This is a genomic window from Pseudomonas sp. B21-021, assembly GCF_024749205.1.
Lineage (GTDB): Bacteria > Pseudomonadota > Gammaproteobacteria > Pseudomonadales > Pseudomonadaceae > Aquipseudomonas > Aquipseudomonas paraglycinae.
Map to the genome: position 1 here is coordinate 6,084,641 of NZ_CP087192.1, position 26,149 is coordinate 6,110,789.

Annotated in this window: 25 protein-coding genes; 16 read left to right on the plus strand and 9 right to left on the minus strand. The window is 62.1% G+C overall.

Annotated features, from left to right (window positions below; genetic code table 11):
* Positions 1-9 precede the first annotated feature (9 nt).
* Together LOY31_RS27460 and LOY31_RS27465 are read left to right on the plus strand one after the other, a co-directional pair.
* Positions 10-1,008 (plus strand): hydrolase, encoded by a 999-nt coding sequence (locus tag LOY31_RS27460; RefSeq protein ID WP_258712519.1) that lies wholly within the window; start codon positions 10-12, stop codon positions 1,006-1,008.
* 4 nt (positions 1,009-1,012) lie between these two features.
* A complete protein-coding gene (locus LOY31_RS27465) occupies positions 1,013-1,843 on the plus strand; it encodes an AraC family transcriptional regulator (RefSeq protein WP_258712520.1) in 831 nt (276 codons plus the stop codon).
* Between the two features lie 4 nt (positions 1,844-1,847).
* Here LOY31_RS27465 and LOY31_RS27470 read toward each other — a convergent pair whose 3' ends face one another.
* Together LOY31_RS27470 and LOY31_RS27475 are read right to left on the minus strand one after the other, a co-directional pair.
* Positions 1,848-2,702: a sulfurtransferase gene (locus tag LOY31_RS27470; RefSeq protein WP_258712521.1), complete on the minus strand. Its 855-nt coding sequence runs from the start codon at positions 2,700-2,702 to the stop codon at positions 1,848-1,850.
* A gap of 28 nt (positions 2,703-2,730) precedes the next feature.
* The gene (locus tag LOY31_RS27475) at positions 2,731-3,402 is read right to left on the minus strand and encodes a TetR/AcrR family transcriptional regulator (RefSeq protein ID WP_007953407.1); all 672 of its coding nucleotides are present in this window, start codon (positions 3,400-3,402) and stop codon (positions 2,731-2,733) included.
* Between the two features lie 146 nt (positions 3,403-3,548).
* Here LOY31_RS27475 and LOY31_RS27480 point away from each other — a divergent pair, with 146 nt between their 5' ends.
* The 5 genes from LOY31_RS27480 (at position 3,549) to LOY31_RS27500 (ending at position 8,136) form a co-directional block, all read left to right on the plus strand.
* Positions 3,549-4,979 carry a coniferyl aldehyde dehydrogenase gene (locus LOY31_RS27480; protein ID WP_258712522.1) on the plus strand — a complete coding sequence of 477 codons (1,431 nt, stop codon included), beginning with the start codon at positions 3,549-3,551 and terminating at the stop codon, positions 4,977-4,979.
* A gap of 24 nt (positions 4,980-5,003) precedes the next feature.
* Entirely contained in the window at positions 5,004-5,549 is a 546-nt protein-coding gene (locus LOY31_RS27485) for a twin-arginine translocation pathway signal protein (protein WP_258712523.1), read from the plus strand.
* A gap of 42 nt (positions 5,550-5,591) precedes the next feature.
* Positions 5,592-7,187, plus strand: coding sequence for a GMC family oxidoreductase (locus tag LOY31_RS27490; RefSeq protein ID WP_258712524.1), 1,596 nt, complete (start codon positions 5,592-5,594; stop codon positions 7,185-7,187).
* Between the two features lie 115 nt (positions 7,188-7,302).
* A complete protein-coding gene (gene coaD / locus LOY31_RS27495) occupies positions 7,303-7,782 on the plus strand; it encodes a pantetheine-phosphate adenylyltransferase (RefSeq protein ID WP_007953414.1) in 480 nt (159 codons plus the stop codon).
* Between the two features lie 102 nt (positions 7,783-7,884).
* The gene (locus LOY31_RS27500; RefSeq protein WP_003195146.1) at positions 7,885-8,136 is read left to right on the plus strand and encodes a YfhL family 4Fe-4S dicluster ferredoxin; all 252 of its coding nucleotides are present in this window, start codon (positions 7,885-7,887) and stop codon (positions 8,134-8,136) included.
* A 38-nt stretch (positions 8,137-8,174) separates the two neighbouring features.
* Here the strand turns inward: LOY31_RS27500 and LOY31_RS27505 are convergent, their stop codons facing one another.
* The 3 genes from LOY31_RS27505 to LOY31_RS27515 form a co-directional block, all read right to left on the minus strand.
* Positions 8,175-8,498 (minus strand): hypothetical protein, encoded by a 324-nt coding sequence (locus LOY31_RS27505; protein WP_007953415.1) that lies wholly within the window; start codon positions 8,496-8,498, stop codon positions 8,175-8,177.
* A 69-nt stretch (positions 8,499-8,567) separates the two neighbouring features.
* Entirely contained in the window at positions 8,568-9,380 is an 813-nt protein-coding gene (mutM, locus tag LOY31_RS27510) for a bifunctional DNA-formamidopyrimidine glycosylase/DNA-(apurinic or apyrimidinic site) lyase (protein WP_007953423.1), read from the minus strand.
* A 25-nt stretch (positions 9,381-9,405) separates the two neighbouring features.
* Positions 9,406-10,218, minus strand: coding sequence for an HDOD domain-containing protein (locus LOY31_RS27515; RefSeq protein ID WP_176247728.1), 813 nt, complete (start codon positions 10,216-10,218; stop codon positions 9,406-9,408).
* Positions 10,219-10,445: 227 nt separating this feature from the next.
* Here LOY31_RS27515 and LOY31_RS27520 point away from each other — a divergent pair, with 227 nt between their 5' ends.
* The 6 genes from LOY31_RS27520 (at position 10,446) to ilvD (ending at position 18,079) form a co-directional block, all read left to right on the plus strand.
* Complete coding sequence (locus LOY31_RS27520; RefSeq protein WP_085746705.1) at positions 10,446-10,985, plus strand: type 1 glutamine amidotransferase domain-containing protein; 540 nt, start codon at positions 10,446-10,448, stop codon at positions 10,983-10,985.
* Positions 10,986-11,108: 123 nt separating this feature from the next.
* Positions 11,109-12,305 carry a class I SAM-dependent rRNA methyltransferase gene (locus tag LOY31_RS27525; RefSeq protein ID WP_085605910.1) on the plus strand — a complete coding sequence of 399 codons (1,197 nt, stop codon included), beginning with the start codon at positions 11,109-11,111 and terminating at the stop codon, positions 12,303-12,305.
* A gap of 440 nt (positions 12,306-12,745) precedes the next feature.
* Complete coding sequence (locus LOY31_RS27530; RefSeq protein WP_258712529.1) at positions 12,746-13,819, plus strand: SagB family peptide dehydrogenase; 1,074 nt, start codon at positions 12,746-12,748, stop codon at positions 13,817-13,819.
* Positions 13,816-14,772 carry a diiron oxygenase gene (locus tag LOY31_RS27535; RefSeq protein ID WP_258712530.1) on the plus strand — a complete coding sequence of 319 codons (957 nt, stop codon included), beginning with the start codon at positions 13,816-13,818 and terminating at the stop codon, positions 14,770-14,772. Before LOY31_RS27530 ends, LOY31_RS27535 begins: the two co-directional genes overlap by 4 nt.
* Positions 14,765-15,982: a multidrug effflux MFS transporter gene (locus LOY31_RS27540; protein ID WP_258712531.1), complete on the plus strand. Its 1,218-nt coding sequence runs from the start codon at positions 14,765-14,767 to the stop codon at positions 15,980-15,982. The genes LOY31_RS27535 and LOY31_RS27540 overlap by 8 nt, the downstream gene beginning before the upstream one ends.
* 255 nt (positions 15,983-16,237) lie before the next feature.
* Entirely contained in the window at positions 16,238-18,079 is a 1,842-nt protein-coding gene (gene ilvD, locus LOY31_RS27545) for a dihydroxy-acid dehydratase (RefSeq protein ID WP_258712533.1), read from the plus strand.
* 201 nt (positions 18,080-18,280) lie between these two features.
* On the opposite strand, the gene LOY31_RS27550 is transcribed toward ilvD, so the two are convergent.
* The gene (locus LOY31_RS27550; RefSeq protein ID WP_085605918.1) at positions 18,281-19,342 is read right to left on the minus strand and encodes a phosphorylcholine phosphatase; all 1,062 of its coding nucleotides are present in this window, start codon (positions 19,340-19,342) and stop codon (positions 18,281-18,283) included.
* 240 nt (positions 19,343-19,582) lie between these two features.
* Between LOY31_RS27550 and LOY31_RS27555 the strand changes: the two genes are divergently transcribed.
* Positions 19,583-20,974: an L-cystine transporter gene (locus tag LOY31_RS27555; RefSeq protein WP_007953434.1), complete on the plus strand. Its 1,392-nt coding sequence runs from the start codon at positions 19,583-19,585 to the stop codon at positions 20,972-20,974.
* 41 nt (positions 20,975-21,015) lie between these two features.
* On the opposite strand, the gene LOY31_RS27560 is transcribed toward LOY31_RS27555, so the two are convergent.
* Positions 21,016-21,528, minus strand: coding sequence for a dihydrofolate reductase (locus tag LOY31_RS27560; RefSeq protein ID WP_096817529.1), 513 nt, complete (start codon positions 21,526-21,528; stop codon positions 21,016-21,018).
* Between the two features lie 85 nt (positions 21,529-21,613).
* On the opposite strand from LOY31_RS27560, the gene LOY31_RS27565 reads away from it, so the two are divergent.
* Together LOY31_RS27565 and LOY31_RS27570 are read left to right on the plus strand one after the other, a co-directional pair.
* Positions 21,614-22,987 (plus strand): DUF2868 domain-containing protein, encoded by a 1,374-nt coding sequence (locus LOY31_RS27565; protein ID WP_258712535.1) that lies wholly within the window; start codon positions 21,614-21,616, stop codon positions 22,985-22,987.
* The gene (locus tag LOY31_RS27570) at positions 22,980-24,365 is read left to right on the plus strand and encodes a GTPase/DUF3482 domain-containing protein (protein ID WP_258712537.1); all 1,386 of its coding nucleotides are present in this window, start codon (positions 22,980-22,982) and stop codon (positions 24,363-24,365) included. Before LOY31_RS27565 ends, LOY31_RS27570 begins: the two co-directional genes overlap by 8 nt.
* 10 nt (positions 24,366-24,375) lie before the next feature.
* Here LOY31_RS27570 and LOY31_RS27575 read toward each other — a convergent pair whose 3' ends face one another.
* Together LOY31_RS27575 and LOY31_RS27580 are read right to left on the minus strand one after the other, a co-directional pair.
* Entirely contained in the window at positions 24,376-24,936 is a 561-nt protein-coding gene (locus tag LOY31_RS27575; protein ID WP_258712538.1) for a phosphonate degradation HD-domain oxygenase, read from the minus strand.
* A complete protein-coding gene (locus tag LOY31_RS27580) occupies positions 24,930-26,069 on the minus strand; it encodes a TIGR03364 family FAD-dependent oxidoreductase (protein WP_258712539.1) in 1,140 nt (379 codons plus the stop codon). The genes LOY31_RS27575 and LOY31_RS27580 overlap by 7 nt, the downstream gene beginning before the upstream one ends.
* Positions 26,070-26,149: the final 80 nt, after the last annotated feature.

A 26,149-nucleotide genomic window follows, 5' to 3' on the forward strand; every position in this document is an offset into this window, starting at 1 on the left:
AGAGCAATCGTGTCCCCTTCGTCAAAACCGTTCATCCCCGCCTTCGGTCTCGGCAATCCGCACCTGCAAACCTTGTGGGGGCCGCTGTGGCGCAAAACCGTGCACCTTGATCGCCAGCGCGAAAGGCTGTGGCTGGACGACGGCGACTTTCTCGACCTCGACTGGCACGGGCCCCACAGTGCCGAGGCGCCATTGGTGTTGGTACTGCACGGGCTGACCGGTTCTTCCAATTCGCCTTATGTCGCGGGAATCCAGGCAGCGCTCGCCGCGCAGGGCTGGGCCAGTGTCGCGCTGAACTGGCGCGGCTGCTCGGGCGAACCGAACCTGTTGCCGCGCAGCTACCATTCCGGTGCCAGCGAAGACCTCGCCGAGACCATTCGCCACCTGAAAGCCAAGCGGCCATTGGCACCGCTGTATGCGGTCGGCTATTCCCTCGGCGGCAATGTGCTGCTCAAGCATCTGGGGGAAACCGGCAGCGCCAGCGGCGTGCTCGGTGCGGTGGCGGTGTCGGTGCCGTTTCGCCTCGATCAATGTGCCGACCGTATCGGCCAGGGTTTCTCGAAGGTCTATCAGGCGCACTTCATGCGCGAGATGGTGGCCTACATCAAGAACAAGCAGCGCCAGTTCCAGCATGACGGGCGCGAGGACGGTCTCGCCGCACTGGCCGCCCTCGGCTCGCTGGAAAACATGCGCACTTTCTGGGATTTCGATGGCCGGGTAACCGCGCCGCTGCACGGTTTCGCCGATGCCGAGGATTACTATCGCCGCGCGTCGAGCCGTTACTTTCTCGGCGAGATCCGCACGCCGACCCTGATCATTCAGGCGGCCGACGACCCGTTCGTATTTCCCCACAGCATGCCGCAGGCCAGTGAGTTGTCGGCCACGACGCAGTTCGAATTGCAGAGCAAGGGCGGACATGTCGGCTTCGTCGACGGCACGTTCCGCCAGCCGGGTTATTACCTGGAACGACGGATTCCGCAGTGGCTGGCCGACGCAGGGCGCGGGTGAGGTCATGAGCGATCAGGGCGAGTCGATCCGTTTCTGGCAGGCCGCGCCTCTAGCCGGGGTCGAGCTGTTGACCGCGCGCTACATCGAGCATCGTTTCGCCCCGCACGTCCACGACGGTTATGTGATCGGCATGATCATGGCCGGCGCCCAGCGCTACCGTTATCGCGGCGCCGAACACCTGGCGGGCAGCGGCACGCTGGTGCTGATCAATCCGGACGAAGTGCATAACGGCCACAAGGGCACCGAGGACGGCTGGCTGTACCGGGCGTTTTATCCCGACACCGGGCAGATCGTCGCGCTGCTGAATGAACTGGAACTGCCGACCGCACTGATGCCGGCCTTCGGCGCGACGCTGTATCGCGATCCAGACCTGGTCAACGGTTTCTGTCAGTTGCATCGCTTGCTGGAAAGCCCCGCCACCGCGTTGCAGCAGCAAACGGTATGGCGCGAGATGATGATGCTGCTGTTGCAGCGTCATGCGGCGGTGCAGATCAACGGCAATCCCGGCAAAGAACACCGCGCGGTAGCGATGGCCAAGGAGTTGCTGCACGCGCAACTGGCGGCGCCGCCCTCGCTGGAAGAACTGGCGGCGGCCGTGAACCTCTCGCCCTTCCACTTCGCCCGGGTGTTCCGCCGCGCCACCGGCATGCCGCCACACAGCTGGCTGATGCAGCAGCGGATCGCCTGCGCGCGGGGCTTGTTGCAGAGCGGCTGCCTGCCGGTGGAAGTCGCCACTCAGCTGGGATTTGCCGACCAGAGCCATCTGAGCCGGCAGTTCAAACAGGTTTATGGCGTGGGGCCGGCGGCCTATCGCAGCGCGCGGCTGGATCGCTGAGCGTTTACTCGCCGGTGGCGATACCGCGCGACGGCTCGTTGATCCACTCGCTCCACGATCCGGCATACAGCGAACCCAACGGGTAACCCGCCAGGCACAGGGCGAACAGGTTGTGACACGCCGTCACCCCGGAGCCGCAGTAAGCCACCAGATCGTTCGGGGAACGCTCGCCGAGTTTCGCGGCGAAACGCTGCTTGAGCTGATCGGCCGGCAGGAAACGCCCGTCGCTGCCCAGGTTGTCGGTAAACGCCGCGCATTGCGCGCCGGGAATGTGCCCGGCGATCGGGTCGATCGGTTCCACTTCACCCTTGAAGCGCGGCAAGGCGCGGGCATCGAGCAGGGTCAGGGCCGGCTGGCCGAGGCGCTGCTGCAATTGCTCGGCGCTGAGCAGCAGGCTCATGTCCGGCTGGCCGCTGAAATTACCCCGGGCCGCTGACGGTGGATCAAGACTCAACGGCAGCCCCGCCGCATGCCAGGCCTTGAGCCCGCCATCGAGAATGAACACGCCGTCGCGCTTGCCCAGCCACGCCAGCAACCACCATGCCCGCGCCGCATAGGCGCCCGGGCCGTCGTCATACAAAACCACGTCGCTGTCGTTATTAATGCCGAAGGCTTGCAGGCGTTCGATCAGCGCCGCCGGCTCCGGCAGCGGATGGCGACCGGTCACACCCTTGGTCACCGGGCCGCTGAGGTCGCGTTCAAGATCGGCGAAATGTGCCCCGGCAATGTGCCCCTCGGCGTAGCTGCGCTGGCCGTAATCCGGGTCTTCGAGGGCAAAACGGCAATCGAGAATCACCAGCCCCGGTTGCGCCCTGCGGGCATCCAGTGCGGTCGGGCTGATCAGTTGCGCAATCGGCATAGCGAACGACTCCAGTGAGGAAATGGAATTACGGTCTTTCTTCGAGGGCCTGGGCCAGCGGCACGTAAAACTCTTCGAACAAAGCGTTGACCTCATCGCGGGCCTGCTCGGTGACGAATCCGGCTTCCAGCACCAGCACCTGGTACACGCCACGCTTGATGGCCTGTTCGCTGAGGTGATTGGAATTCTCCCGGGTCGTGCACAGGAAGCGCACCCACGAGGTGAGGATGATCCACGCGTTGAGGGTCAGGGACTCGATCTGCACCCGGTCCATCTTCAGGATCCCGGCGGCAACGAAGCCTTCATAGATCGCCGCACCCTGGATCACGCAGCGCTGGGAAAAGCGCCGGTAACGCCCGGCCAGATCCGGATCGCTGTCGAGCAGGTGCTCAAGATCGCGATGCAGGAAACGGTAGCGCCACATCGCCGACAGCAGTTCCTTGAGATAGAAACGCTTGTCTTCGACCGTCGCGGCACGGCCCTGGGGTGGACGCAGGAAGCTGTCCACCAGGCTTTCGTACTCACTGAACAGCACGGCGATGATCGCCTGCTTGTTGGGGAAGTGGTAGTACAGATTGCCCGGAGAAATCTCCATATGGGCGGCGATGTGATTGGTGCTGATGCTGCGCTCGCCCTGCTGATTGAACAGCTCGAGGCTGTTCTGCACGATGCGCTCGCTGGTTTTGATCCGTGGGGCCATGGCTTGAGCTTTAATTCAGAGTGCGTTGGGGGGCATCTTACGACCTAACCGGAACGGGATAAAACCAGGATGCGCAAGGAAGCCATTTGACTTTCTAGAGCATAGACTCTAAAAAGTTCCTCATAACAACATCTCCGGAGCTGACAATGACTGCCGATATTGCCTACCTGCAAACGCTGCAACAGCCGCTGGAAGAGCTCAACCGGCTGTTCGATGCGCAGCGTGCCGCCTACGCCGCCAACCCGATGCCGGCTGCGGCCCAGCGCCAGCAATGGCTCAAGGCCCTGCGCGATTTGCTGAGCAGCGAACGGCAGGCCCTGATCGAGGCGATCAGCTCCGACTTCAGCCACCGCAGCGCCGATGAAACCTTGCTCGCCGAACTGATGCCGAGCCTGCACGGCATTCACTATGCCAGTCAGCACATCAGTCAATGGATGAAACCTTCGCGGCGCAAAGTGGGTGTGGCTTTCCAGCCGGCGTCGGCGAAAGTCGTGTACCAGCCGCTGGGCGTGGTCGGCGTCATCGTGCCGTGGAACTACCCTCTGTTCCTGGCCATCGGCCCGTTGACCGGCGCGCTCGCGGCCGGCAACCGGGTGATGCTCAAGCTCAGCGAATCGACCCCGGCCACCGGCCTGCTGCTCAAGGAACTGCTGGCGCGGATCTTCCCCGAAGATCTGGTGTGCGTGGTGCTCGGCGAGGCCGATGTCGGCGTGGCGTTTTCGAAGATGCGCTTCGACCATCTGCTGTTCACTGGCTCCACCAGCGTCGGCAAGCATGTGATGCGCGCAGCGGCGGAAAACCTGACACCGGTGACCCTGGAGCTGGGCGGCAAATCCCCGGCCATCGTTTCCCACGACGTACCGCTCAAGGACGCCGCTGAACGCATCGCTTTCGGCAAGACCCTCAACGCCGGCCAGACCTGCGTGGCCCCGGACTACGTGCTGGTGCCGGAAGCGCGCATCGGCGGTTTCGTCGAAGCCTATCGCCAGGCGGTGCGCGGGTTTTATCCGACACTCGCCGACAACCCGGACTACACCGCGATCATCAACGAGCGCCAACTGGCGCGGCTCAACAGCTATCTCAGCGACGCCACCAGCAAGGGCGCGCTGCTGATTCCGCTGTTCGACCAGGGCCAGGGCCGACGTATGCCGCACAGCCTGCTGCTGAATGTCAGCGACGAGATGACGGTGATGCAGGACGAGATCTTCGGCCCGCTGCTGCCGATCGTGCCGTATCAGGATCTGGATCAGGCATTTGCTTACATCAATCAGCGGCCACGTCCTCTGGCTCTTTACTACTTCGGCTACGACAAGCGCGAACAGAAGCGCGTGCTCAGCGAAACCCATTCCGGTGGCGTCTGCCTCAACGACACGCTGCTGCACGTGGCGCAGGACGACATGCCGTTCGGCGGCATCGGCCCGTCGGGCATGGGCCATTACCACGGGCACGAAGGTTTCCTGACGTTCAGCAAGGCCAAGGGCGTGCTGGTCAAACAGCGCTTCAACGCGGCGAAGCTGATCTACCCGCCCTACGGCAAATCCATTCAGAAACTGATCCAGAAACTGTTCATTCGCTAACGTCACCGCCGGGTAATAACAACAATGCACCCAAGCCTGACCGAAACACCTGCCCTGTCGCGCCGTGGCCTGCTGAAATTCAGCCTGGGCGCCACGGCTTTCCTCGCTACCGCCGGCCTTGGTGCCAGCCTGAGTGGCTGTTCGTCGAGCGTATCGGCCAATGGATTCGCCACGTTGCGCAGCGGCGATCTGTTGTTTCTGCGCGCGCTGATTCCAGTGCTGCTGGAGGGCTCCGTAGCTGTGGAAAAGCTGCCCGCCGCTGTCGATGGAACCCTGAAGTCGCTGGATTACAGCCTCGATCATCTGTCGCCGGAAATGCTCAAGCTCACCCGGCAACTGTTCGATGTGCTGGGCATGGCCGTGACGCGCGGGCCATTGACCGGAATCTGGGGCAGTTGGGAAAACGCCAGCCCCGAGGCAATCCGCCACTTCCTCGAACGCTGGGAAAACAGCTCGCTGAGCCTGCTGCGCATGGGCCACAGCTCATTGCTGCAAATGGTGATGATGGCCTGGTACACCCGCGCCGAATCCTGGGCCCATTGCGGTTACCCCGGCCCGCCCGTCGTTTGAGCCTGGCGACCCACGTAAAACAATAATAAGAGAACCTGATCGATGCCCGTACCCGACCCGTTTCGCGAAGGCCTTGCCCGCGGCTGGAAAACCTACAATGGCGCGCAACTCACCGATGACCTGACCCTGGAAGCCGATGTCGCCATCATCGGCAGCGGTGCCGGCGGCGGCACCACGGCGGAAATCCTCAGCGCCGCCGGCTACAAAGTGCTGCTGATCGAAGAAGGCCCGCTCAAGACCAGCAGCGATTTCAAACTGCTGGAAGACCAGGCCTACAGCAGCCTCTATCAGGAAGGCATCGGCCGCATGAGCAAGGACGGCGCGATCACCATCCTTCAAGGCCGCGCGGTCGGCGGCACCACCCTGATCAACTGGACATCGAGTTTTCGCACCCCCGAGCCGACCCTCGAACACTGGGCCAAAGAGCACAACGTCAAAGGCCACAGCCCCGCCGACATGGCGCCGTGGTTCGAAAAAATGGAGCAGCGCCTCGGCGTCGCCCCGTGGATGGTGCCGCCCAATGCCAACAACGACGTGATCCGCAAAGGCTGCGAACAGCTCGGCTACAGCTGGCACGTGATCCCGCGCAACGTGCGTGGCTGCTGGAACCTGGGCTACTGCGGCATGGGCTGCCCGACCAACGCCAAGCAATCGATGATGGTCTCGACCATTCCGGCGACTTTGGAAAAGGGCGGCGAGCTGCTGTATCTCGCCCGCGCCGAAAAGCTTTTGATCAGCGGCGACAAGGTCAGCGGCCTGCAGTGCGTGGCGATGGACGAACGCTGCGTCGAACCGACTGGACGCACGATCACCGTCAAGGCGCGGCATTACGTGCTGGCCGGCGGCGGGATCAACAGCCCGGCGCTGCTGATGCGTTCGGATGCACCGGATCCGCACAAACGGCTGGGCAAGCGCACCTTCCTGCATCTGGTGAACATGTCCGCCGGGCGCTTCGACGAGGTGATCAACCCGTTCTACGGTGCGCCGCAGTCGATCTACTCGGACCATTTCCAGTGGAAGGACGGCACCACCGGCCCGATGGCCTACAAACTCGAAGTGCCGCCACTGCACCCGGCGCTGGCCGCCACGTTGCTCGGTGGTTTCGGCCAGGAAAGCGCGCAACACATGGCGGACCTGCCGCACACCCACGCGATGCTCGCCCTGCTGCGCGACGGTTTTCACCCGGACAGCCAGGGCGGCAGCGTCGAGTTGCGCGGTGACGGTTCGCCGGTGCTCGACTATCAGGTGTCGCCTTACACCTGGGAAGGCTTGCGCCGGTCATTCCACAGCATGGCCGAGATCCAGTTCGCCGGCGGCGCCAAAGCGGTGATGCCGATGCACGCCGATGCGCGTTACGTGAACAGTCTGGCCGAGGCCCGCTCGTTGATCGACAGCTTGAGTCTGGAGTTGTATCGCACCCGTCTGGGCAGCGCCCACGTCATGGGCGGTTGCGCGATGGGCGAGGACCCGAAAACCGCCGTCACCGACAGCCTCGGTCGACATCATCAACTGAGCAATCTGTCGATTCATGACGGCTCTTTGTTCCCCACCAGCATCGGCGCCAACCCGCAGTTGTCGGTGTATGGTCTGACGGCGCAACTGGCGACATCCCTCGGCGAACGGTTGAGAAACCCGTGAAAAAGGCGAAAATTCCGATCGTCTATAGTGCTTTCTTACCCAACAGGCGACTTTCCCGACCGGGACGGCTGCGATACCATCCGACTCCCCAACGGATTCCCGCCAGGACGACGCGATGAACCGAGTGTTGTACCCAGGTACCTTCGACCCTATTACCAAGGGCCATGGCGATCTGGTCGAACGCGCCTCGCGCCTGTTCGACCACGTGATCATCGCCGTCGCCGCCAGCCCCAAGAAGAATCCGCTGTTCCCGCTGGAACAACGGGTCGAGCTGGCCCGCGAGGTCACCAAACACCTGCCGAACGTGGAAGTGGTCGGCTTCTCGACGCTGCTGGCGCATTTCGCCAAAGAGCAGAACGCCAACGTGTTCCTGCGTGGCCTGCGCGCGGTGTCGGACTTCGAATACGAATTCCAGCTGGCCAACATGAACCGCCAGTTGGCTCCGGATGTGGAGAGCCTGTTTCTCACCCCGTCCGAGCGTTATTCGTTCATTTCCTCGACCCTGGTGCGGGAAATCGCGGCCCTGGGCGGCGATATCAGCAAGTTCGTCCACCCGGCGGTGGCCGAAGCCCTGACCCTGCGCTTCAAGAAGTAACGACCGTTCAAACGGCGCCCGCGTGCACTACGGGCGCCAATGCGGCACAATTGCGCGCATTGATTCATAGCGCCCGGGCTCCCCGCCCCGGCTGGAGTTAGCATGTCCCTGATCATCACCGACGATTGCATCAACTGCGACGTCTGCGAACCCGAGTGCCCGAACGCCGCCATTTCCCAAGGCGAAGAGATCTATGTGATCGACCCGAACCTGTGCACCCAGTGCGTCGGCCACTACGACGAGCCGCAGTGCCAACAGGTCTGCCCGGTGGATTGCATTCCACTGGACGAAGCCCATCCGGAGACTGAAGAACAGTTGATGGAGAAGTACCGCAAGATCACCGGCAAGGCTTGAGCCACTGAATCCGATCGCAGCCCCCGGCTGCGATCGCGTCATTCGCGCTGCTCGAATCCCTCCCCTGTGCAGCCCAGGCATCGCACGAACGCCGCTTTCGCCGGCGCCACCACCAGCGCCTCTCCCGCATCGCCAATCCCGCCACCCAGCGCGGTGAACGGCAACGACACGACGAACGCCCCGGCACCAATCACCGTTGCCACCACCAGCAATGGTCGGGCAATCAGCAGATCGCCGAGCATGGCGTAGGCCGGTGGATTCTGGATGGCGTAACGAGGGTCACCGCTGCCGCCTTCCGTGGCCTGAACAGTCAGGCTGAAGCACAGCAGCAGGGCGACGATGAGGGTTTGCAAGGACTTCATGGCACAATCCTTCGGGCTGAACAGTGAGACAACTCACTATAGACCGTAGGACTTTTTCGGAGGCTTTGCTCAGCTCTGGCAGCGCGGGCACCAGACGCTGGCGCGCTGGCCGAGCTTCATTTCCCGCAAGCCCGTGCCGCAGACCTTGCAGTGCTCGCCGCCGCGACCGTAGACAAACAGTTCTTGCTGGAAATACCCCGGCTGCCCGTCGCCTCCGATGAAATCACGCAACGTGGTGCCGCCGCGCTCGATGGCGGCAGCGAGGATGCGCTTGATCTCGATCGCCAGCTTCAAATAACGCGCCCGGGAAATGCCTTTGGCTTCGCGGCGCGGATCGATGCCGGCGGCGAACAGTGCTTCGGTCGCGTAGATATTGCCGACCCCCACCACCACCGCGTTGTCCATGATGAACGGCTTGACCGCCATCGAACGCCCGCGTGACAGCTGATACAACCGCTCGCCATCGAACAGATCGGTCAACGGCTCCGGACCCAGGCGAATCAGCAACTCGTGATTGAGCGGGTCGGTGCTCCAGAGCATCGCCCCGAAACGCCGAGGATCGGTGTAGCGCAGGGCCAGGCCCGACTCCAGTTCGATATCGACATGCTCATGCTTGGCCGCCGGCATCCCCACCTCCACCAGCCGCAGGTTTCCCGACATGCCCAAGTGGCTGATCAGTGTGCCGACTTCGGCGTTGATCAGCAGATACTTGGCGCGCCGCTCCACCAGCACGATGCGCTGCCCGGACAGCCGCACATCAAGGTCTTCGGGAATCGGCCAACGCAGCCGGCGATCACGCACGATCACCCGGCTGACTCGCTGGCCTTCCAGGTGCGGGGCGATGCCGCGGCGGGTGGTTTCGACTTCCGGCAATTCAGGCATGGGGGTCTCGAATCAGTTTGCTAAATCAGTGTGCGCCAAGTTCGCGGATGGTTTGCTTCAACGTTTCGAAGTCGTAATCCGAAAGGCCGATGTATTCCAGCACCAGCGGCCCGACGGCCTGCCATTCGAAGTCTTCGGTCTGATTGCCCAGCACTCGGTACGACGCGCAGATGTGCTCGGCCATCTTCAGGATCGCCAGCAGGTTTTTCATCTGGCTGTTGCGCGAAGTCTCGTCGCTGAAGATCGCCAAGGCATTGTGGTGGTTGGCGATCGCCGCGCTGACGTGTTCCGGGAGGCGCCACGACTTGGCGGTGTAATAACCGACCACCGAGTGGTTGGTGTTGTAAACGTCGTTCTCAGTGTCCACGACCCGGCGCTCGGCACTCGCGTTGGCGTAGGCCTTTTCGAGCGTCGTCATGTAATCCGGGAAACGCTGAAGCATCAGCGGCACGCCGCAGTCGTGGAACAGGCCCAAGGCGTAAGCCTCGTCGCTCGCCTCGGTGCCGACGCGCTTGGCCAGCGTCAGGCAGGTCATGGCCACGTCCTGGGCGGTGTCCCAGAAACGGTTGAGGGTGACGATAGTGTCGTCGTTCATTTCGCCCTTGATCGACATCGCGTTGATCAGATTGATGATCGAACGGCTGCCCAGCAGATTCACCGCGCGCTTGATCGAAGTGATCTTGTTGCTCAGGCCGTAATACGGCGAGTTGACGATTTTCAGCAGCGAGCCGGACAGGCCGGGATCCTGGGAGATCAGCTTGGCGATCGTCTCCAGATCCGGGTCGGGCATGTACTGCTCCATTTGCAGATCCACCATGATCTGCGGCTGCGCAGGCACGCTGATGCCTTGCAGGGACTGTTGAATCTGTTCGGTGGTCAGCTCTTGGGACATAAGTACACACTCTGGGACAGGCCGCGATTCTAACCTCTAAAAACCGACGGACGACACACCAGTGGGCAATTCGCAGGAACTTTCACTTTCCACCAGCCTTCGGAATCTGTAGTGCCCGGAGCAGTTCTCCATCTTTCTCGGGCAGTAATTCCAACAGACTCAGGAGCTTAACGATGGCGACTTCTCTCAGCGGCAAGCGCGTCGCTTTTCTGGTAACCGACGGTTTCGAGCAGGTTGAACTGACTGGCCCCAAAAAGGCACTTGAGCAGGCGGGAGCGCAGGTTGACATCCTCTCCGCCGAAGCCGGCAGCGTCAAAGGCTGGAACCACGATAAACCGGCGGACGACTTCAAGGTCGACCAGACCTTCCAGGGCGCCAGCATCGATCAATACGACGCTGTGGTGCTGCCTGGTGGTGTGCAGAACTCTGACACCATCCGCATCGATCAGGACGCCCAGCACCTGGTCAAGACCGGTGCGTCCGCCGGCAAGCCGATCGCAGTGATCTGTCATGGCAGCTGGCTGCTGATTTCGGCAGGGCTGGTCAATGGCAAGACCATGACCAGCTACAAGACCGTCAAGGACGATCTGGTGAATGCGGGGGCAAACTGGGTTGATCAGGAGGTAGTAAAAGACGGCCACCTGATCAGCAGCCGCCAACCGGACGATATTCCGGCGTTCAGCAATGCGCTGATCGACGCGCTGTCGGCATAGAGCATAAGCGTATGGATACGGGGCGGACCTGCTCGTGATGAGGTCTGCCGCGTTTCATCGCACGCCAAACCCGGCATAAGGCGCAACACGGTATACTCCCGCTCTTTTTTCCGGAGCGACGTCATGTCCCTGCCTAGCTTGCGCCTCAAAGCCAACGCCGACCGTCGCCTGCGCGCCGGTCACCTGTGGGTCTACAGCAACGAAATCGACGTGGCCGCGACCCCGTTGCACGGCTTCAAAGCCGGCGACCAGGCGATCCTCGAAGCCGCCGGCGGCAAGCCGCTGGGCATCGTCGCCATGAGCCCGAACAACCTGATCTGCGCGCGCCTGCTGTCGCGCGACATCAAGCTGCCGCTGGACAAGTCGCTGCTGGTGCATCGCCTGAACGTGGCCCTGTCGCTGCGCGAGCGCCTGTTCGACAAGCCTTTCTATCGTCTGGTCTACGGCGATTCCGACCTGCTGCCGGGTCTGGTGGTCGACCGTTTCGGCGACATCCTCGTGGTCCAGCTCGCCTCGGCGACCATGGAAGCGCATAAAGATGACGTGATCGCGGCACTGACCCAAGTGCTCAAGCCAAGCGGCATCCTGTTCAAGAATGACTCCGCCGCGCGCGATGCCGAAGGCCTCGAGCGTTACACCGAAACCGTCTTCGGCGTGGTGCCGGAGTGGGTGGCGCTGGAAGAGAACGGCGTGAAGTTCGAAGCACCGGTGGTTCAAGGTCAGAAAACCGGCTGGTTCTACGACCACCGCATGAACCGCGCCCGCCTGGCCCCTTACGCCAAGGGCAAACGCGTGCTGGATCTGTACAGCTACATCGGTGGCTGGGGCGTGCAAGCCGCCGCATTCGGCGCCAGCGAAGTGTTCTGCGTCGACGCATCGGGCTTCGCCCTCGACGGCGTTGAGCGCAACGCCGCACTGAACGGTTTCGCCGACAAGATGACCTGCATCGAAGGCGACGTTTTCGAAGCCCTGAAGGAACTCAAGGCCAGCGAAGAGCGCTTCGACGTGATCGTTGCCGACCCGCCTGCGTTCATCAAGCGCAAGAAAGACCTGAAGAACGGTGAAGGCGCCTACCGTCGCCTGAACGAGCAAGCCATGCGCCTGCTCACCAAGGACGGCATCCTGTTCAGCGCTTCGTGCTCGATGCACCTGCCGGAAGACGACCTGCAGAACATCCTGCTGACCAGCGCCCGTCACCTGGACCGCAACATCCAGCTGCTGGAGCGCGGCGGTCAGGGCCCGGATCACCCGGTACACCCGGCCATCCCGGAAACCCGCTACATCAAGAGCATCACCTGCCGCCTGCTGCCGAACAGCTAACGGGATCGATGCGTATAAAGAAGGGGAGCCCACGGGCTCCCCTTCTTTTTGCCTTTGATTTTGCTTTCCTACATTTATCGTCCTGCCGACGTGCAGGATATTTCCGCGAATACTTTATTTACCGACATCCAACTTACACACTGACTTCCAGCCAAAGATCACTCCGACAAAATTACTGGACTATTCCTACTTAATATTTGCTTGCGATTAACCCATTACAAACTATTATTAAGTCGTCACCACGGAGGTGACACCAACTAACCACGAAGCAACAACGAACAAGGAGTTCAATCATGAAAGCAATTACTCTGGAATCCCGCACCCTCGCAAACCTGGCTTTTCTGGTCGCACCTAAAGCCCGTTAAGTAAGGTTGGCGCTGGGTATAGCCGGCTACCCAGCGCCTCTGACAAAGCACCTATCCAGAGCAGCGTGCCCCAACATGCATATAAACCCTTATTTATTCATACTGCCACGAACGCCCGGCCAGATAGTCTGGAACTACAAAGACCATACTCAACATGAACTTGATCTTGAATACTCTTCCCGACTGGCGCAACTTGTCCACGACCCTGATTCATATGACAGCAGCAACATAATAGACACACAGTTATTAAATGCCGGAATACTGACTTCTTCAAAAATCTCAGCGCCTGTCTGGGGCTGGGATGAACTGTCCAGGATCTACCATATCGGGACTCGGGATATTCCTTGCGAACACACTCCCCGAAACATTCAGGAATGGTCCAGGCAATACCTCGAACACTGCAACACAGTGCTTGCTACCCCACCGCCGGCCGACATCCCTGCAGATACCTGTCCGACCCCACTCATCGCCCTGCCCGAACCGCTGGCACTGAAGGACGACAGCCTGTCGAGTTCACTGACCCGGCGAAAGACCTGCCGATCCTTCACCGGCGCCGCCGTGTCGCTGGACGATGTCGGCACCTTGCTCTACCTGTCACTCGGTTACCTGCGAGAACGCGAAGCCGATTGCGACGACAGCATTGCCGACGGACTTGGCGCACGGCGTAGCAGTCCTTCCGGCGGCGGGCTCAATGCCTGCGCCGGGTTCGTGTTTGTACAGAACGTCGACGGACTGGCGCCCGGCGTTTATGCCTACCACCCCGTCGAACACGCCTTGAGCTTCATCAACCCCTTGCCCGACACCGAGCCCGGCAATCTGCTGGGGGGCCAGCATTTCATCAATAACCTGCCATTGGGGCTGTTCATCACCGCCCGCTTCGACCGGCTCTGGTGGAAATACCCGCACTCACGCGCCTATCGAATGGCGTTCGTCGAAGCCGGGCACCTTTCGCAGACATTTCAACTGGTGGCTACAGCGCTGGGCATGAACACCTGGCTCACGGGCGCGTTTTCCGACGATCAGGTCGAAACGTTGCTGAAGCTCGAGAACAGTGCGGAGCAACCCTTGTTCTTTGTCGGTTGCGGGGAAAGCGACGGTCAGGCGATGTGTCAGCAAATGCGTGACCTGCTGCGTGAGGCACAATCATGAACCCCCTCGCCCCGGAACCGGTCTTTCAGTTCACCCTGAGTGACTGGAACAGCCGCGCCTCGGTCCGCACCAGCCCTCACGATTACCGCTTGCCGGACAACGTGCAGGAACAACTGGAGACCCGGCACTGGTTTCCGCCGGCATTCCTGCCCTATCTGGCCCACCCGGCGATTGAAGCAGCGGGCCGTTCGATGCTGCATCGGCTTACGGCCCGGCATCTGGTGCATTTTCTCGACTACACCACGTTGCTCGAACACCGGATCGTCAATCGCGCCGTCGAAACCATCGTCCACGGCGAACTGCCGGTCGCGGTGCCTGCGCCGATGAAAACCGCCGCACTCCAGCTCTACACCGACGAGGGCTATCACGCCCTGTTTTCCAGTCAGGTGGCAGAGCAGATCGCCAGTATCTACGCCATCACCGGGCGCCCCGTGATGCCCAGGCGGATCACCCGGATGAACCTGCTGATTGCGCGCACCGGGCAGGAGCAACGACCGCTGGCGTGCTTTCTTCTGGGCTTCGTTTCGGAAACGATCATTGCCCGTGAACTGCTGGATGTCTGCCGCGACAGCCTGGTGTCCGGCGTCAACGACATGTTGCGCGATCACCTCACCGACGAAGCGCGCCACAGCCGCTATTTCACCGAAGTGTTCCACTACCTCTGGTTGCACCTGAACCCGCGACAGCGAACGTTCACCGCGACGACCCTGCTCGACATTCTGCAAATCTTCTTCGAAGTGGATGAGCACTGGCTGCAGGAAAGCCTCTGTGGCGCGGGCATTGCAAACACCACGGTGATGGACATTCTCGGCACGATGACAACGACCCAGGCCAGTCGACGGCGGGCACGCGCCGGCAGCCTCGCCACATTGAACGCATTGAAGAAAGCCGGATTTTTTACCGTACCTCAAAACCAGACACTATTTGCCAGGGCAGGACTGATCGATGGATGACGGACAATCTGTGGTGACCCGACGACAGCGGCGCGGTGCTGTCAGTCTTTTGCTGGCAATGGTGTTGCTCGGCGTCTTTCCACTGGATGTCCTGCTGCCTTCGTTCCCGGCACTGGCCGAACACTTTCGCCGCACCCCGGCGGACATCGCCCTGTCGATCAGCCTGTTTGCGGTCGGAATTGCCTTCGCCCAGTTGCTGATCGGGCCGCTGTCGGATGTGATCGGACGCAAGGGACTGCTGCTCGCCGGCATGAGCGTTTCCATACTCGGCGCCCTCGGGTGCGTGATGACCTCGGACTATTCACTGTTTCTGATGTTCCGGGTGGTGCAGGCGCTGGGGTGCGGTTGCTTCGTGCTGTCACAGGCGCTGGTGCAGGATCTGTTTGAAGACGAGCAACGTGATCGCCTGCGGATCCTGATGGTGACCGCCGGCGGGATTTTCATCTCGATATCGCCGCTGGCTGGCACCTTTCTTCAGGCGACGCTGGGCTGGCGCGGCAGCTTCTGGGTGTTCATCGCATTATCAGCCGCAGTGCTGCTCAAGGCCTGGCTGTTTCTGGAGAACACCCGACCTACCGCCACTGGCACACGTACGAACTTCCTCACGGCCTATCGACGGGTTCTGGGAGATTTCGACTTCGTCGGCTACTGGCTGATTTCAGCATTTGCCTTCGCCTGCCACTTTTCATTCATCGTGATCTCGCCGCTGATCTTCATGGATCGACTGCAACTGTCCGCTTACGAATTTTCATTGATCCTGCTGATCTACGGTGCGGCTTACGTCACCGGGGGGATCCTCGCCAGCGTGCTGAGCAGGCGCATCAACAGCGGCCAGCAGATGGTCGTCGGCCTGAGCCTGATCCTGTTCGCCGGCGTGACCATGCTGTACCTGTCGTCGAACTTTGCACTGGCTCCGGCGACCGTGCTGATCCCAATGCTGATCTGCACCGCCGGCACCACCATTGCCCGGCCGGCGGCCACGTCCCAGGCCATGAGTCTGTTTCCGGAAAACGCCGGCACCTCAGCCTCGGCCGGCAGCACGATCATTTTCATCTGCGGCGGGTTGATCAGTGCCTTGATCAGCCTGAGCCCGACCAACCTTCAATCCACGCTGGGCTATAGCTTCGTGATACTCAGCGGAGTGGCATTGGCGTTGAACGCGCGGATCAGCCGGCGCAACGCTCTGGTGGCGCAACCGGATAGCGATTAATCCTGCCGGTCGTCATCCCGCACGCTTCGTCAGCACTGGAACAACGCTTTGCGCCATTCCCTCCTGACGCCAGCGGTGTAGAATCGCGAGATTCATCGCCATTCATCCCCGGCGGGTTTATGAGCTCAGGCTGAGACCAGCGGCGATCCCGCAACGTCATCGGCAACATCAGGACACACGGCCATTTCTGAGTGTTCCAGACGTCAATAGAAGCTCACTCCCTTTTGATACCTGATTAGCCGCCCGGAGTGCTCCATGCCAGATTACCGCTCGAAAACATCCACCCACGGCCGCAACATGGCCGGCGCCCGCGCACTGTGGCGCGCCACCGGGATGAAAGATGACGACTTCAAGAAGCCGATCATCGCCATTGCCAACTCCTTCACCCAGTTCGTACCGGGTCACGTTCACCTGAAGGACCTGGGTCAACTGGTTGCCCGTGAGATCGAACGCGCTGGCGGCGTTGCAAAAGAATTCAACACCATCGCCGTGGACGACGGCATCGCCATGGGCCACGACGGCATGCTCTATTCGCTGCCGAGCCGCGAAATCATCGCCGACTCCGTCGAGTACATGGTCAACGCCCACTGCGCCGACGCCATCGTCTGCATCTCGAACTGCGACAAGATCACCCCGGGCATGCTGATGGCCGCCCTGCGCCTGAACATTCCGGTGATCTTCGTTTCCGGCGGCCCGATGGAAGCCGGCAAAACCAAACTGGCCAGCCACGGTCTCGACCTCGTCGACGCCATGGTCATCGCCGCCGACTCCAGCGCTTCTGACGAGAAGGTTGCCGAGTACGAGCGCAGCGCCTGCCCGACCTGCGGTTCGTGCTCCGGCATGTTCACCGCCAACTCGATGAACTGCCTGACCGAAGCCCTGGGCCTCGCACTGCCGGGCAACGGTTCGACCCTGGCCACCCACAGCGACCGCGAGCAGCTGTTTCTGCAGGCCGGCCGCACCATCGTCGAACTGTGCAAACGCTACTACGGCGAGAACGACGAATCGGTACTGCCGCGCAACATCGCCAACTTCAAGGCGTTCGAGAACGCGATGATGCTCGACATCGCCATGGGCGGTTCGACCAACACCATCCTGCATTTGCTGGCTGCAGCCCAGGAAGCCGAGATTGCGTTCGACCTGCGCGACATCGATCGTCTGTCGCGCGTCGTGCCGCAGCTGTGCAAGGTCGCGCCGAACATCCAGAAGTACCACATGGAAGACGTGCACCGCGCCGGCGGCATCTTCAGCATCCTCGGCTCGCTGGCCCGTGGCGGCCTGCTGCACACCGACCTGCCGACCGTACACAGCCGCAGCATGGAAGAAGCCATCGCCAAGTGGGACATCACCCAGACCGACGATGAAGCCGTGCACCACTTCTTCAAGGCAGGCCCGGCCGGCATTCCGACGCAGACCGCGTTCAGCCAGTCGACCCGTTGGGAAACCCTGGACGACGACCGTGAAAACGGCTGCATCCGCAGCTTCGAACACGCCTATTCGAAAGAAGGTGGCCTGGCCGTGCTGTACGGCAACATCGCCCTGGACGGCTGCGTGGTGAAAACCGCCGGCGTCGACGAGTCGATCCACGTGTTCGAAGGCAACGCGAAGATCTTCGAAAGCCAGGACAGCGCCGTACGCGGCATCCTCGCCGACGAAGTGAAGGAAGGCGATATCGTCATCATTCGCTACGAAGGCCCGAAAGGCGGCCCGGGCATGCAGGAAATGCTCTACCCGACCTCGTACCTGAAATCCAAAGGCCTGGGCAAAGCCTGCGCCCTGCTGACCGATGGCCGTTTCTCCGGCGGTACTTCCGGTCTGTCCATCGGCCACGCTTCGCCAGAGGCTGCGGCCGGCGGCGCGATCGGTCTGGTGCAGGACGGCGACAAGGTGCTGATCGACATTCCAAACCGCTCGATCAACCTGTTGATCAGCGACGAAGAACTGGAGGCACGCCGGGTCGAGCAGGACAAGAAAGGCTGGAAACCGGTCGAACAGCGTCCACGCAAAGTGACCACCGCCCTCAAAGCCTACGCCCTGCTGGCGACCAGCGCCGACAAGGGTGCCGTGCGCAACAAGGCGATGCTCGACGGGCTGTAATGCTTAGCCGTCGCGCATAAAAATGCCCCGCCAAGTGCGGGGCATTTTTTTGCCTTCAGGTTTTGATCGTTCCCACGCTCCCGCGTGGGAATGCCTCAAGGGACGCTCTGCGTCCAGTGACGCGGAGCGTCACGGGCTGCATTCCCACGCGGAGCGTGGGAACGATCATCGCGCTCTGCTCGAGAGCGATCACCGTAGCAATTACTGGATTTCTTCCGGCTTCACGATCACCCAGTTCTTGTCCGCCGTCACCGGCAAACCTTCTTTCGCCTGGGCCGCCGCATGCTTGGCCATCATGCCCTGGATCTGGGTCATGTATTTGTCCTTGCGGTTGACCCAAAGGTGAATACCGCCCTTGGCCACGTCCACATCGTGGAACAGCATGTAGCCGTCGCTGGTCGGCGTGTCGCCACCCACCAGTACCGGTTTTTTCCACTCGTCGATGTAGGTCAGGATCGCCGCGTGCTTGCCGGCCATCCAGGTCGCCGGGGTCCACAGGTACGGGGTCAGTTCGAGGCCGAGGTTGGCCTTCTCGTCATATTTGCCGGCGGTGATCTGCTTGCGCGCAGTGGTCAGTTCGCCAGTCTCGCGGTTCTTCAACAACGTGGTCACGCCGATCACGTTCTGCGGTTTGACGTTGTAGCCGTACTTCGGATCGGCCGCGACCATGCGCACCAGTTCTTCGGAGGCGGCGGTCATCACGTAGACCTCGATGCCGTTCTCCATCAGTTTGTTGTACAGCTCTTTCTGGCCAGTGAAGATCTTCGGCGGATTCACATCCAGGTTCTTGACCACGTCACCTTCGTAATAGGTAGCCGGCACCGGTTTGCCCGAGGCCATCAGCTCATCGACGTAGCCCTTGAGTTCCTTGAGGGTGAAGCCGGAAAACACCTGCGCGACCCATGGATAGCAGACCATGTCGTCGACTTCGCAGAGGCGGTAGTAGTAGCTGAACAGGCTTTCCTTGTGGTCGGCGGTGTCCTTGAACGGCATCAGTTTCAGGGAGGGGTCAAGCTTGTCGCGGGTGATCAGGCCCTTGTTTTCCATGAACGGCAACAACGACTCTTCGAGGTCGTAGCGGTAACTGGTGTTGTCCATGTCGAACACCGCGTAGTTACCCTTGTTGGCGTTGGCGGCGATCATAGCGTCCAGTGCCTTGGCCTGATCCGCCGGCCAGTGTTTCAGGTCGGTGGCGAATGCCTGAGTGGCCAGGCCCATCCCCACAGTCAGTGCGACAGCCAGAAATTTCGGTGCAAACTTCATTGGCGCTTCTCCCTGGGTCAAAGAAATCGACGCTAACAAATAAATGTGACAGTCCCCGTCTGTCAGCGACCGTCCACGTCCGTTTCGCGCCAGTTGCATCTCCGAGAGCGACACCCGCTTATTCCAAAAACGACGGACGACCTTTGATTTCGGTATTAAATCATTGGAAATCAAACTGTTAGGCTTGCCGGTTCGCAACAGCCCCGGAAGGTTGTTGGCACAGTCTTTTCTGGAGTCCTCATGAATTTGCCCCTGATTCTCAACTTGCTGGTGTTCCTCGCCCTGCTCTTCGGCCTGGCGCAAACCCGTCACACCTCGTGGAGCCTGGCGAAAAAAGTCCTGCTCGCGCTGGTGCTGGGCGTGGCATTCGGCGTCGCGCTGCACACGATTTACGGTGCCGGCAACCCGGTGCTGAAAGCCTCGATCGGCTGGTTCGATCTGGTCGGCAACGGTTACGTGCAACTGCTGCAAATGATCGTGATCCCGCTGGTGTTCGCCTCGATCCTCAGCGCCGTGGCCCGTCTGCACAACGCATCGTCGCTGGGCAAGATCAGCTTCCTGACCATCGGCACGCTGCTGTTTACCACCGCAATTGCGGCGCTGATCGGCATCGGACTGACCAACCTGTTCGGCCTGACCGCCGAAGGTCTGGTCGCCGGCACTCAGGAAATGGCCCGTCTGCAAACCATTCAGACCGACTACGCCGGCAAGGTCGCCGATCTGAATGTGCCGCAACTGCTGCTGTCGTTCATCCCGCAGAACCCGTTCGCCGATCTGGCGCGGGCCAAGCCGACCTCGATCATCAGTGTGGTGATCTTCGCCGCGTTCCTGGGGGTTGCCGCGCTGCAACTGCTCAAGGATGACGTCGAGAAAGGTCAGAAAGTGATCAACGCCATCGACACCCTGCAAGCCTGGGTGATGCGTCTGGTGCGTCTGGTCATGAAGCTGACCCCCTACGGCGTGCTGGCGTTGATGACCAAAGTGGTTGCCGGTTCCAACCTGCAGGACATCATCAAGCTCGGCAGTTTCGTGGTGGTGTCGTACCTCGGTCTGGGCCTGATGTTCGTGGTGCACGGCCTGCTGGTGTCGGCGGCCGGGATCAACCCGCTGCGTTTCTTCCGCAAGATATGGCCGGTGCTGACCTTCGCGTTCACCAGCCGCTCCAGCGCCGCGAGCATTCCGCTGAGCATCGAAGCACAGACCCGTCGTCTGGGCATTCCGCAATCGGTGGCAAGCTTCGCCGCTTCGTTCGGCGCGACCATCGGCCAGAACGGTTGCGCCGGCCTGTACCCGGCGATGCTGGCGGTGATGGTTGCGCCAACCGTGGGCATCAACCCGCTGGATCCGCTGTGGATCGCGACGCTGGTGGCGATTGTGACCCTGAGTTCGGCCGGTGTGGCCGGCGTGGGTGGCGGTGCGACCTTCGCCGCGCTGATTGTGCTGCCGGCCATGGGCTTGCCGGTTTCGCTGGTGGCGTTGCTGATTTCGGTCGAGCCGCTGATCGACATGGGTCGCACAGCGCTGAACGTGAGCGGTTCGATCACCGCTGGCGCGATTACCAGCCAGGCGATGCAGCAGACCGACAAGGCACTGCTGGATGCCGATGAGCATGCGGAGCTTGCTCAGGCTTGATTGACGTTGTGGGCGAGGGAGTGTGCTCCCTCGCCACAGATTCAGGCTTTTTCCCAGACTTCGAAGTTGTAAGCCGGTTTGTCGCCTTCAGCCGGATTCGGCACGTTCGACACCAGCTTCCACTGGTTCAGATCGAACTCCGGAAACCACGCATCGCCTTCCGGGCTCAATGCCACACGGGTCAGATACAAGCGATCCGCCTGCGCCAGCCCCTGCGCATACAACTGCGCCCCGCCAATCAGCATCAACTCGTCGACGCCCTGCTCTTTCGCCCACTCTTCGGCGCGAACCACGGCGGCTTCCAGCGACGGATAGACTTCCGCGCCTTCCAGCACCAGATCGGCCTGACGGCTGACCACGATGTTCAAACGACCCGGCAACGGGCGCCCCAGCGAATCCCAGGTCTTGCGGCCCATGATGATCGGCTTGCCGAGTGTCGTGGCCTTGAAGTATTTGAAGTCCCCCGGCAGGTGCCAGGGCATGCTGTTGTCGACGCCGATCACGCGGTTTTCACCGAGGGCTGCGATCAGGCTGAGGGGGAGTGATTTAGTCATGCCGGCGAGGATACCAGAGCCGCCCTTACCCCGATAAGCGCCACAGCGGTTATGCTCACGGCTCAATCAAGCAACGGGATGCCGCGTGACTGAACTGACTTCACTGCAAAACCTCTGGCTCACCGAAACCGTGCGCCTGCGCGAAGAACACGCAGGCCCGCTGGACGATCTGGAAGCCAATCGCCTGGCCCGCGCGGCCGGCGGCGACCTGCCGGGACGCATTCAACGCCGCGCCCTGTGGCTGGCCGAGCGCGACGGCCTGACCTCGGCGCTCAAGCACTGGCTGCAAGGCGCGCGTCTGGCGCTGGTGCTGCTGGCGATCTTCGCGGTACTGAGCGGCGCCGGGCTGGCCTTCGCCGCACTGGGCCAGACGCCGGTCAATGTGTTCTGGGCCTTGGGCAGTCTGCTCGGGCTGAACCTGATTCTGTTGCTGAGCTGGGCGCTGGGGCTGATCTTCGCTGGCGAACACGGCGCCACCCTCGGGCGCTTGTGGCTGTGGCTCAGTGAAAAACTTGCCCGCGATGCCAAAGCTGCACAACTGGCGCCGGCCCTGCTGTTGATGCTGCAACGCAAAAAGCTCAATCGCTGGGCGCTCGGCTCGCTGGTCAATGGCCTGTGGTTGCTGGCGATGTTCAGCGCGCTGGTTTTGTTGCTGACGCTGATGGCGACCCGGCGCTACGGCTTTGTCTGGGAAACCACGATTCTCAGCGCCGACACGTTCATCAACATGACTCAGGCCCTCGGCGCCTTGCCGGCGCTGCTGGGCTTCAACGTGCCGACCGTGGACATGATCCGCGCCAGCGGCGACACCGCGCTGAACATCGAAAGCGCCCGTCAGGCCTGGGCAACCTGGCTGGTCGGCGTGCTGGTGGTGTACGGCGTGTTGCCGCGCCTGCTGTTGGCGCTGTTTTGCTTCTGGCGCTGGAACAGCGGCAAAGCGGCGTTGCGCCTGGACCTGAACCTGCCCGGCTACGCCCAACTGCGCGAACGCCTGATGCCGACCAGCGAACGCCTCGGCATCACCGACCCGGAGCCTGCGCAATTGCACCGCGTCGAAAGCACCGTGGGCGAACACGCCAGCGACGGCGCGTTGCTCGTGGCAATCGAACTCGACGACCAACACTCATGGCCGCCGACGCTGCCGAAAAACGTCAGCAACGCCGGCATCCTCGACAGTCGGGAATCGCGCAACAAACTGCTCGAACAGCTCAGCCGCTTCCCGCCGGCGCGCCTCGCGATTGCCTGCGACCCACGGCGTTCACCGGATCGCGGCAGCCTGGCGCTGATCGCCGAGCTGGCGCGCAACGCCGCCGCGACCCGCGTCTGGCTATTGCAGGCGCCGCAAGGACAGGCGCTGGACGCCGAACGCCTCGGTGACTGGCACCTGGCGCTGCAACAACTGGAGCTTCCGTTCGCCGATTGCGCCCCGTTGAACTGGCTGGAGCACGGACATGACTGATGCCTGGAAAGCGCCGCTGAAACTGGCGGTGGTCGGCCACACCAACGTCGGCAAGACTTCGCTGTTGCGCACCCTGACCCGCGACGTCGGCTTCGGCGAAGTCTCCCATCGCCCGAGCACCACCCGGCATGTCGAAGGCGCGCGGTTGTCGGTGGATGGCGAACCGTTGCTCGACCTCTACGACACGCCCGGTCTGGAAGACGCCATCGCCCTGCTGGATTTTCTGGAACGTCTGGAGCGCCCCGGCGAACGCCTCGACGGCCCGGCGCGATTGGCGCGGTTTCTCGATGGGAGCGAAGCGCGTCAGCGTTTTGAGCAGGAAGCCAAGGTGCTGCGGCAACTGCTCGATTCCGATGCCGGCCTGTACGTGATCGACGCCCGCGAACCGGTGCTGGCCAAGTACCGCGACGAACTGGAAGTGCTGGCCAGTTGCGGCAAGCCGTTGCTGCCGGTGCTGAATTTCGTCAGCAGCGCCAACCACCGCGAGCCGGACTGGCGCGAAGCACTGGCGCGTCTCGGCCTGCACGCGCTGGTGCGTTTCGACAGCGTCGCCCCGCCCGAAGACGGCGAACGGCGGCTATATGAAAGCCTCGCGTTGCTACTGGAAAACGCCCGCCCTCAGCTCGAACGGCTGATCGCCGATCAACAGGCCCAGCGCCTCGCCCGCGAGCAAAGTGCAGCTCGCCTGATTGCCGAATTGCTGATCGACTGCGCCGCCTGCCGACGCAGTGTGGCGAGCAACGCCGAACAGGAACAACAAGCCATCAGCGAACTGCGCAAAGCCGTGCGACAGCGCGAGCAGAAGTGCGTCGAAGCGCTGCTCAAGCTCTACGCCTTCCGCCCGCAGGACGCCGCCGCCAGCGATCTGCCGCTGCTCGACGGGCGCTGGGGCGATGACCTGTTCAACCCGGAAACCCTCAAGCAACTCGGCGTGCGAGTCGGCGGCGGGATTGCCGCCGGTGCCGCAGCCGGTGCGGGTGTGGATCTGCTGGTGGGCGGCATCACCCTCGGCGCCGCCGCTCTGGCCGGCGCGATTGCTGGCGGCGCCCTGCAAACCGCCCGCAGCTATGGCAACCGCCTGCTCGGCAAGATCAAAGGGCAGAGGGAACTGACGGTCGACGACAACGTGTTGCGCCTGTTGGCACTGCGTCAGCGGCAACTGCTGCAAGCGCTGAATGCCCGAGGCCATGCGGCGATGGATGCCGTTCAGGTGGCGACGCCGCAGGACAAGACCTGGCGCGAAGGCAAGCTGCCAGAGGCGCTGAACAAGGCGCGCGCGCATCCGCAATGGTCTTCGCTGAATCCGCATCCGAAGCTGAATCAGGCGGAGCGGCAGGAGCAGATTGAGTTGTTGGTCGGGAAGGTGCTTGAGCTTTAGATCCGTGCCCTCACCCGGTCGACAACAAAACTTCAGCCTTGCGCTTGAGAACAGACAGATCCATCACCGGCACCGCCATTTCCTTCGCCAACTCATCCCACTGGCGCATTCGCAGGCTGACGGCGCACAACGGATCCTGCTCGAACGCATCCGCTTCAGCCTCGGTCATCACCCCGCCCTGATATTCCAGGGTGCGGCGGCTGGCTTCGCTCAAGCGGTCGTAATAGCCCGATTCCCTGAGCGTCAGATAGCGCTTGGCCTGGACGTGATATTCCACCAGTCGCGCCAGGCGTTCGCTGAAGCCGGCCTCACGCAGATAATCCGCGCCGAGACGTTCGTGGCTGACCACGCCGTAACCGCCCATGTTCTCCGCGCCTTCGGCACACAAGTGGCCGATGTCGTGGAAGAACGCGGCAAGCACCACTTCGTCGTCGAAGCCTTCGGCGATGGCCAGTTGCGCCGCCTGGGACATGTGCTCGATCTGCGACACCGGTTCGCCGATGTAGTCGCTGGCGCCGAAGCGCTCATAGAGGCCGAACACCCGGTCGATGACTTGCTCGTGACTCAACATCCGTTCTCTCCAAAAAGCTGTGCGACATTGCGCTCGGCCATGGCCGGGCCGACGCTCATGCCAACGCCGCTGTGCATCAGCGCCACACTCAGCCCCGGCGCCGGACGCAGGAACGAAAACGGCCCCGGCCCCCGGGAACCATAGACACCCTGCCAGCGCTCGACCACCTGCACCTTGCAGCCGAGGGTCTGTTCGGCCAGTTCGAGCATCCAGTTGTCGACCTGCTCGGCGTTGAACGGTGAAGGATCGCTGCCGTAATGGTGCGAGTCGCCGATGATCAGTTCGCCATACGGCGTCGGGCTGATCAGCAGGTGAATGCCGTTTTCCTGCAAGTGCGGTTGCTCGCGCAGGATTTGCACCTGCACTGCGGCCGCTTCCGGCAGATCGGCGAAGGCGCCGTAATGCACGCAGCTGAGGCCGGTGAGCAAGGCGTGTTGCAGGTTCAGGTCGATCTGCGGCCGGGCGCGGAGCATTTGCAGTCGGCAGATTTGCGGGTCGAGGGCGGCAATCGGCTCGGTCAGCAAGGTCTGATAATCGTGGCCGGAGCAGACGATGATCTGCTTGGCGGAGAATGTGCCGGCAGTACTTTGCAGGCGCCCAGGCTCGACGTCGCGAACCAGCGTCGAGAAGTGAAACTCGACGTCGAGCTCGCGGCGCAGGTATTCGATCAGCGCCGGAATCGCTTCCCGGGAATACAGCTGTTGGTCGTCCATACCGTGCAGCGCGGCGCGGTGATGGCTGAACTGGCCGCCGTACAGATCGCGCAGCGCCGCACCGCGCAGCAGTTCGACGCGGTAGTCGTGCTCCACGGCGCGTCCGGCGCAGAAGGCTTCGAGCAAGTGCTCTTCGGCCTCGGTGCGGGCGAACAGGTACGAGCCGTTGCGCTTGAGTTGCAGGCCGGCGAGCTGCGCCCACTGGCCCCAGATTTCGCGGCTGGCCTTGGCCAGTTCGAGCATCGGGCCCGGTGGCTGGCCGGTAACGAGTGCCTGGCCGAAGTTGCGTACTGACGCGCCAAGTGGCGTGGCGGTGCGTTCGAAAACCGTGACCTTGAGACCGCGCCGGGCAGCGGCATAGGCGTGGGACAGGCCCAGGATGCCGGCGCCGACGATGAGCAGGTCTTTGTGTTGTGTCATGGAGATATGCCCTGAATGGGAGACCGCCTTCGCGAGCAAGCCCGCTCCCACAGGTGGATCGGGTGTGCACAGATTTTGTG

Bases quoted from the DNA above. Each gene is read 5' to 3' on its own strand.
- LOY31_RS27575 (WP_258712538.1), bottom strand. From the start codon at position 24,936: ATGTTGAGTCACGAGCAAGTCATCGACCGGGTGTTCGGCCTCTATGAG.
- LOY31_RS27540 (WP_258712531.1), top strand. From the start codon at position 14,765: ATGGATGACGGACAATCTGTGGTGACCCGACGACAGCGGCGCGGTGCT.
- LOY31_RS27550 (WP_085605918.1), bottom strand. From the start codon at position 19,342: ATGAAGTTTGCACCGAAATTTCTGGCTGTCGCACTGACTGTGGGGATG.
- LOY31_RS27500 (WP_003195146.1), top strand. From the start codon at position 7,885: ATGTCCCTGATCATCACCGACGATTGCATCAACTGCGACGTCTGCGAA.
- LOY31_RS27475 (WP_007953407.1), bottom strand. From the start codon at position 3,402: ATGGCCCCACGGATCAAAACCAGCGAGCGCATCGTGCAGAACAGCCTC.
- LOY31_RS27470 (WP_258712521.1), bottom strand. From the start codon at position 2,702: ATGCCGATTGCGCAACTGATCAGCCCGACCGCACTGGATGCCCGCAGG.
- mutM (WP_007953423.1), bottom strand. From the start codon at position 9,380: ATGCCTGAATTGCCGGAAGTCGAAACCACCCGCCGCGGCATCGCCCCG.
- LOY31_RS27530 (WP_258712529.1), top strand. From the start codon at position 12,746: ATGCATATAAACCCTTATTTATTCATACTGCCACGAACGCCCGGCCAG.
- LOY31_RS27570 (WP_258712537.1), top strand. From the start codon at position 22,980: ATGACTGATGCCTGGAAAGCGCCGCTGAAACTGGCGGTGGTCGGCCAC.
- LOY31_RS27490 (WP_258712524.1), top strand. From the start codon at position 5,592: ATGCCCGTACCCGACCCGTTTCGCGAAGGCCTTGCCCGCGGCTGGAAA.
- LOY31_RS27555 (WP_007953434.1), top strand. From the start codon at position 19,583: ATGAATTTGCCCCTGATTCTCAACTTGCTGGTGTTCCTCGCCCTGCTC.
- LOY31_RS27465 (WP_258712520.1), top strand. From the start codon at position 1,013: ATGAGCGATCAGGGCGAGTCGATCCGTTTCTGGCAGGCCGCGCCTCTA.
- LOY31_RS27485 (WP_258712523.1), top strand. From the start codon at position 5,004: ATGCACCCAAGCCTGACCGAAACACCTGCCCTGTCGCGCCGTGGCCTG.
- LOY31_RS27580 (WP_258712539.1), bottom strand. From the start codon at position 26,069: ATGACACAACACAAAGACCTGCTCATCGTCGGCGCCGGCATCCTGGGC.
- LOY31_RS27480 (WP_258712522.1), top strand. From the start codon at position 3,549: ATGACTGCCGATATTGCCTACCTGCAAACGCTGCAACAGCCGCTGGAA.
- LOY31_RS27560 (WP_096817529.1), bottom strand. From the start codon at position 21,528: ATGACTAAATCACTCCCCCTCAGCCTGATCGCAGCCCTCGGTGAAAAC.
- LOY31_RS27535 (WP_258712530.1), top strand. From the start codon at position 13,816: ATGAACCCCCTCGCCCCGGAACCGGTCTTTCAGTTCACCCTGAGTGAC.
- ilvD (WP_258712533.1), top strand. From the start codon at position 16,238: ATGCCAGATTACCGCTCGAAAACATCCACCCACGGCCGCAACATGGCC.
- LOY31_RS27525 (WP_085605910.1), top strand. From the start codon at position 11,109: ATGTCCCTGCCTAGCTTGCGCCTCAAAGCCAACGCCGACCGTCGCCTG.
- LOY31_RS27505 (WP_007953415.1), bottom strand. From the start codon at position 8,498: ATGAAGTCCTTGCAAACCCTCATCGTCGCCCTGCTGCTGTGCTTCAGC.
- LOY31_RS27520 (WP_085746705.1), top strand. From the start codon at position 10,446: ATGGCGACTTCTCTCAGCGGCAAGCGCGTCGCTTTTCTGGTAACCGAC.
- coaD (WP_007953414.1), top strand. From the start codon at position 7,303: ATGAACCGAGTGTTGTACCCAGGTACCTTCGACCCTATTACCAAGGGC.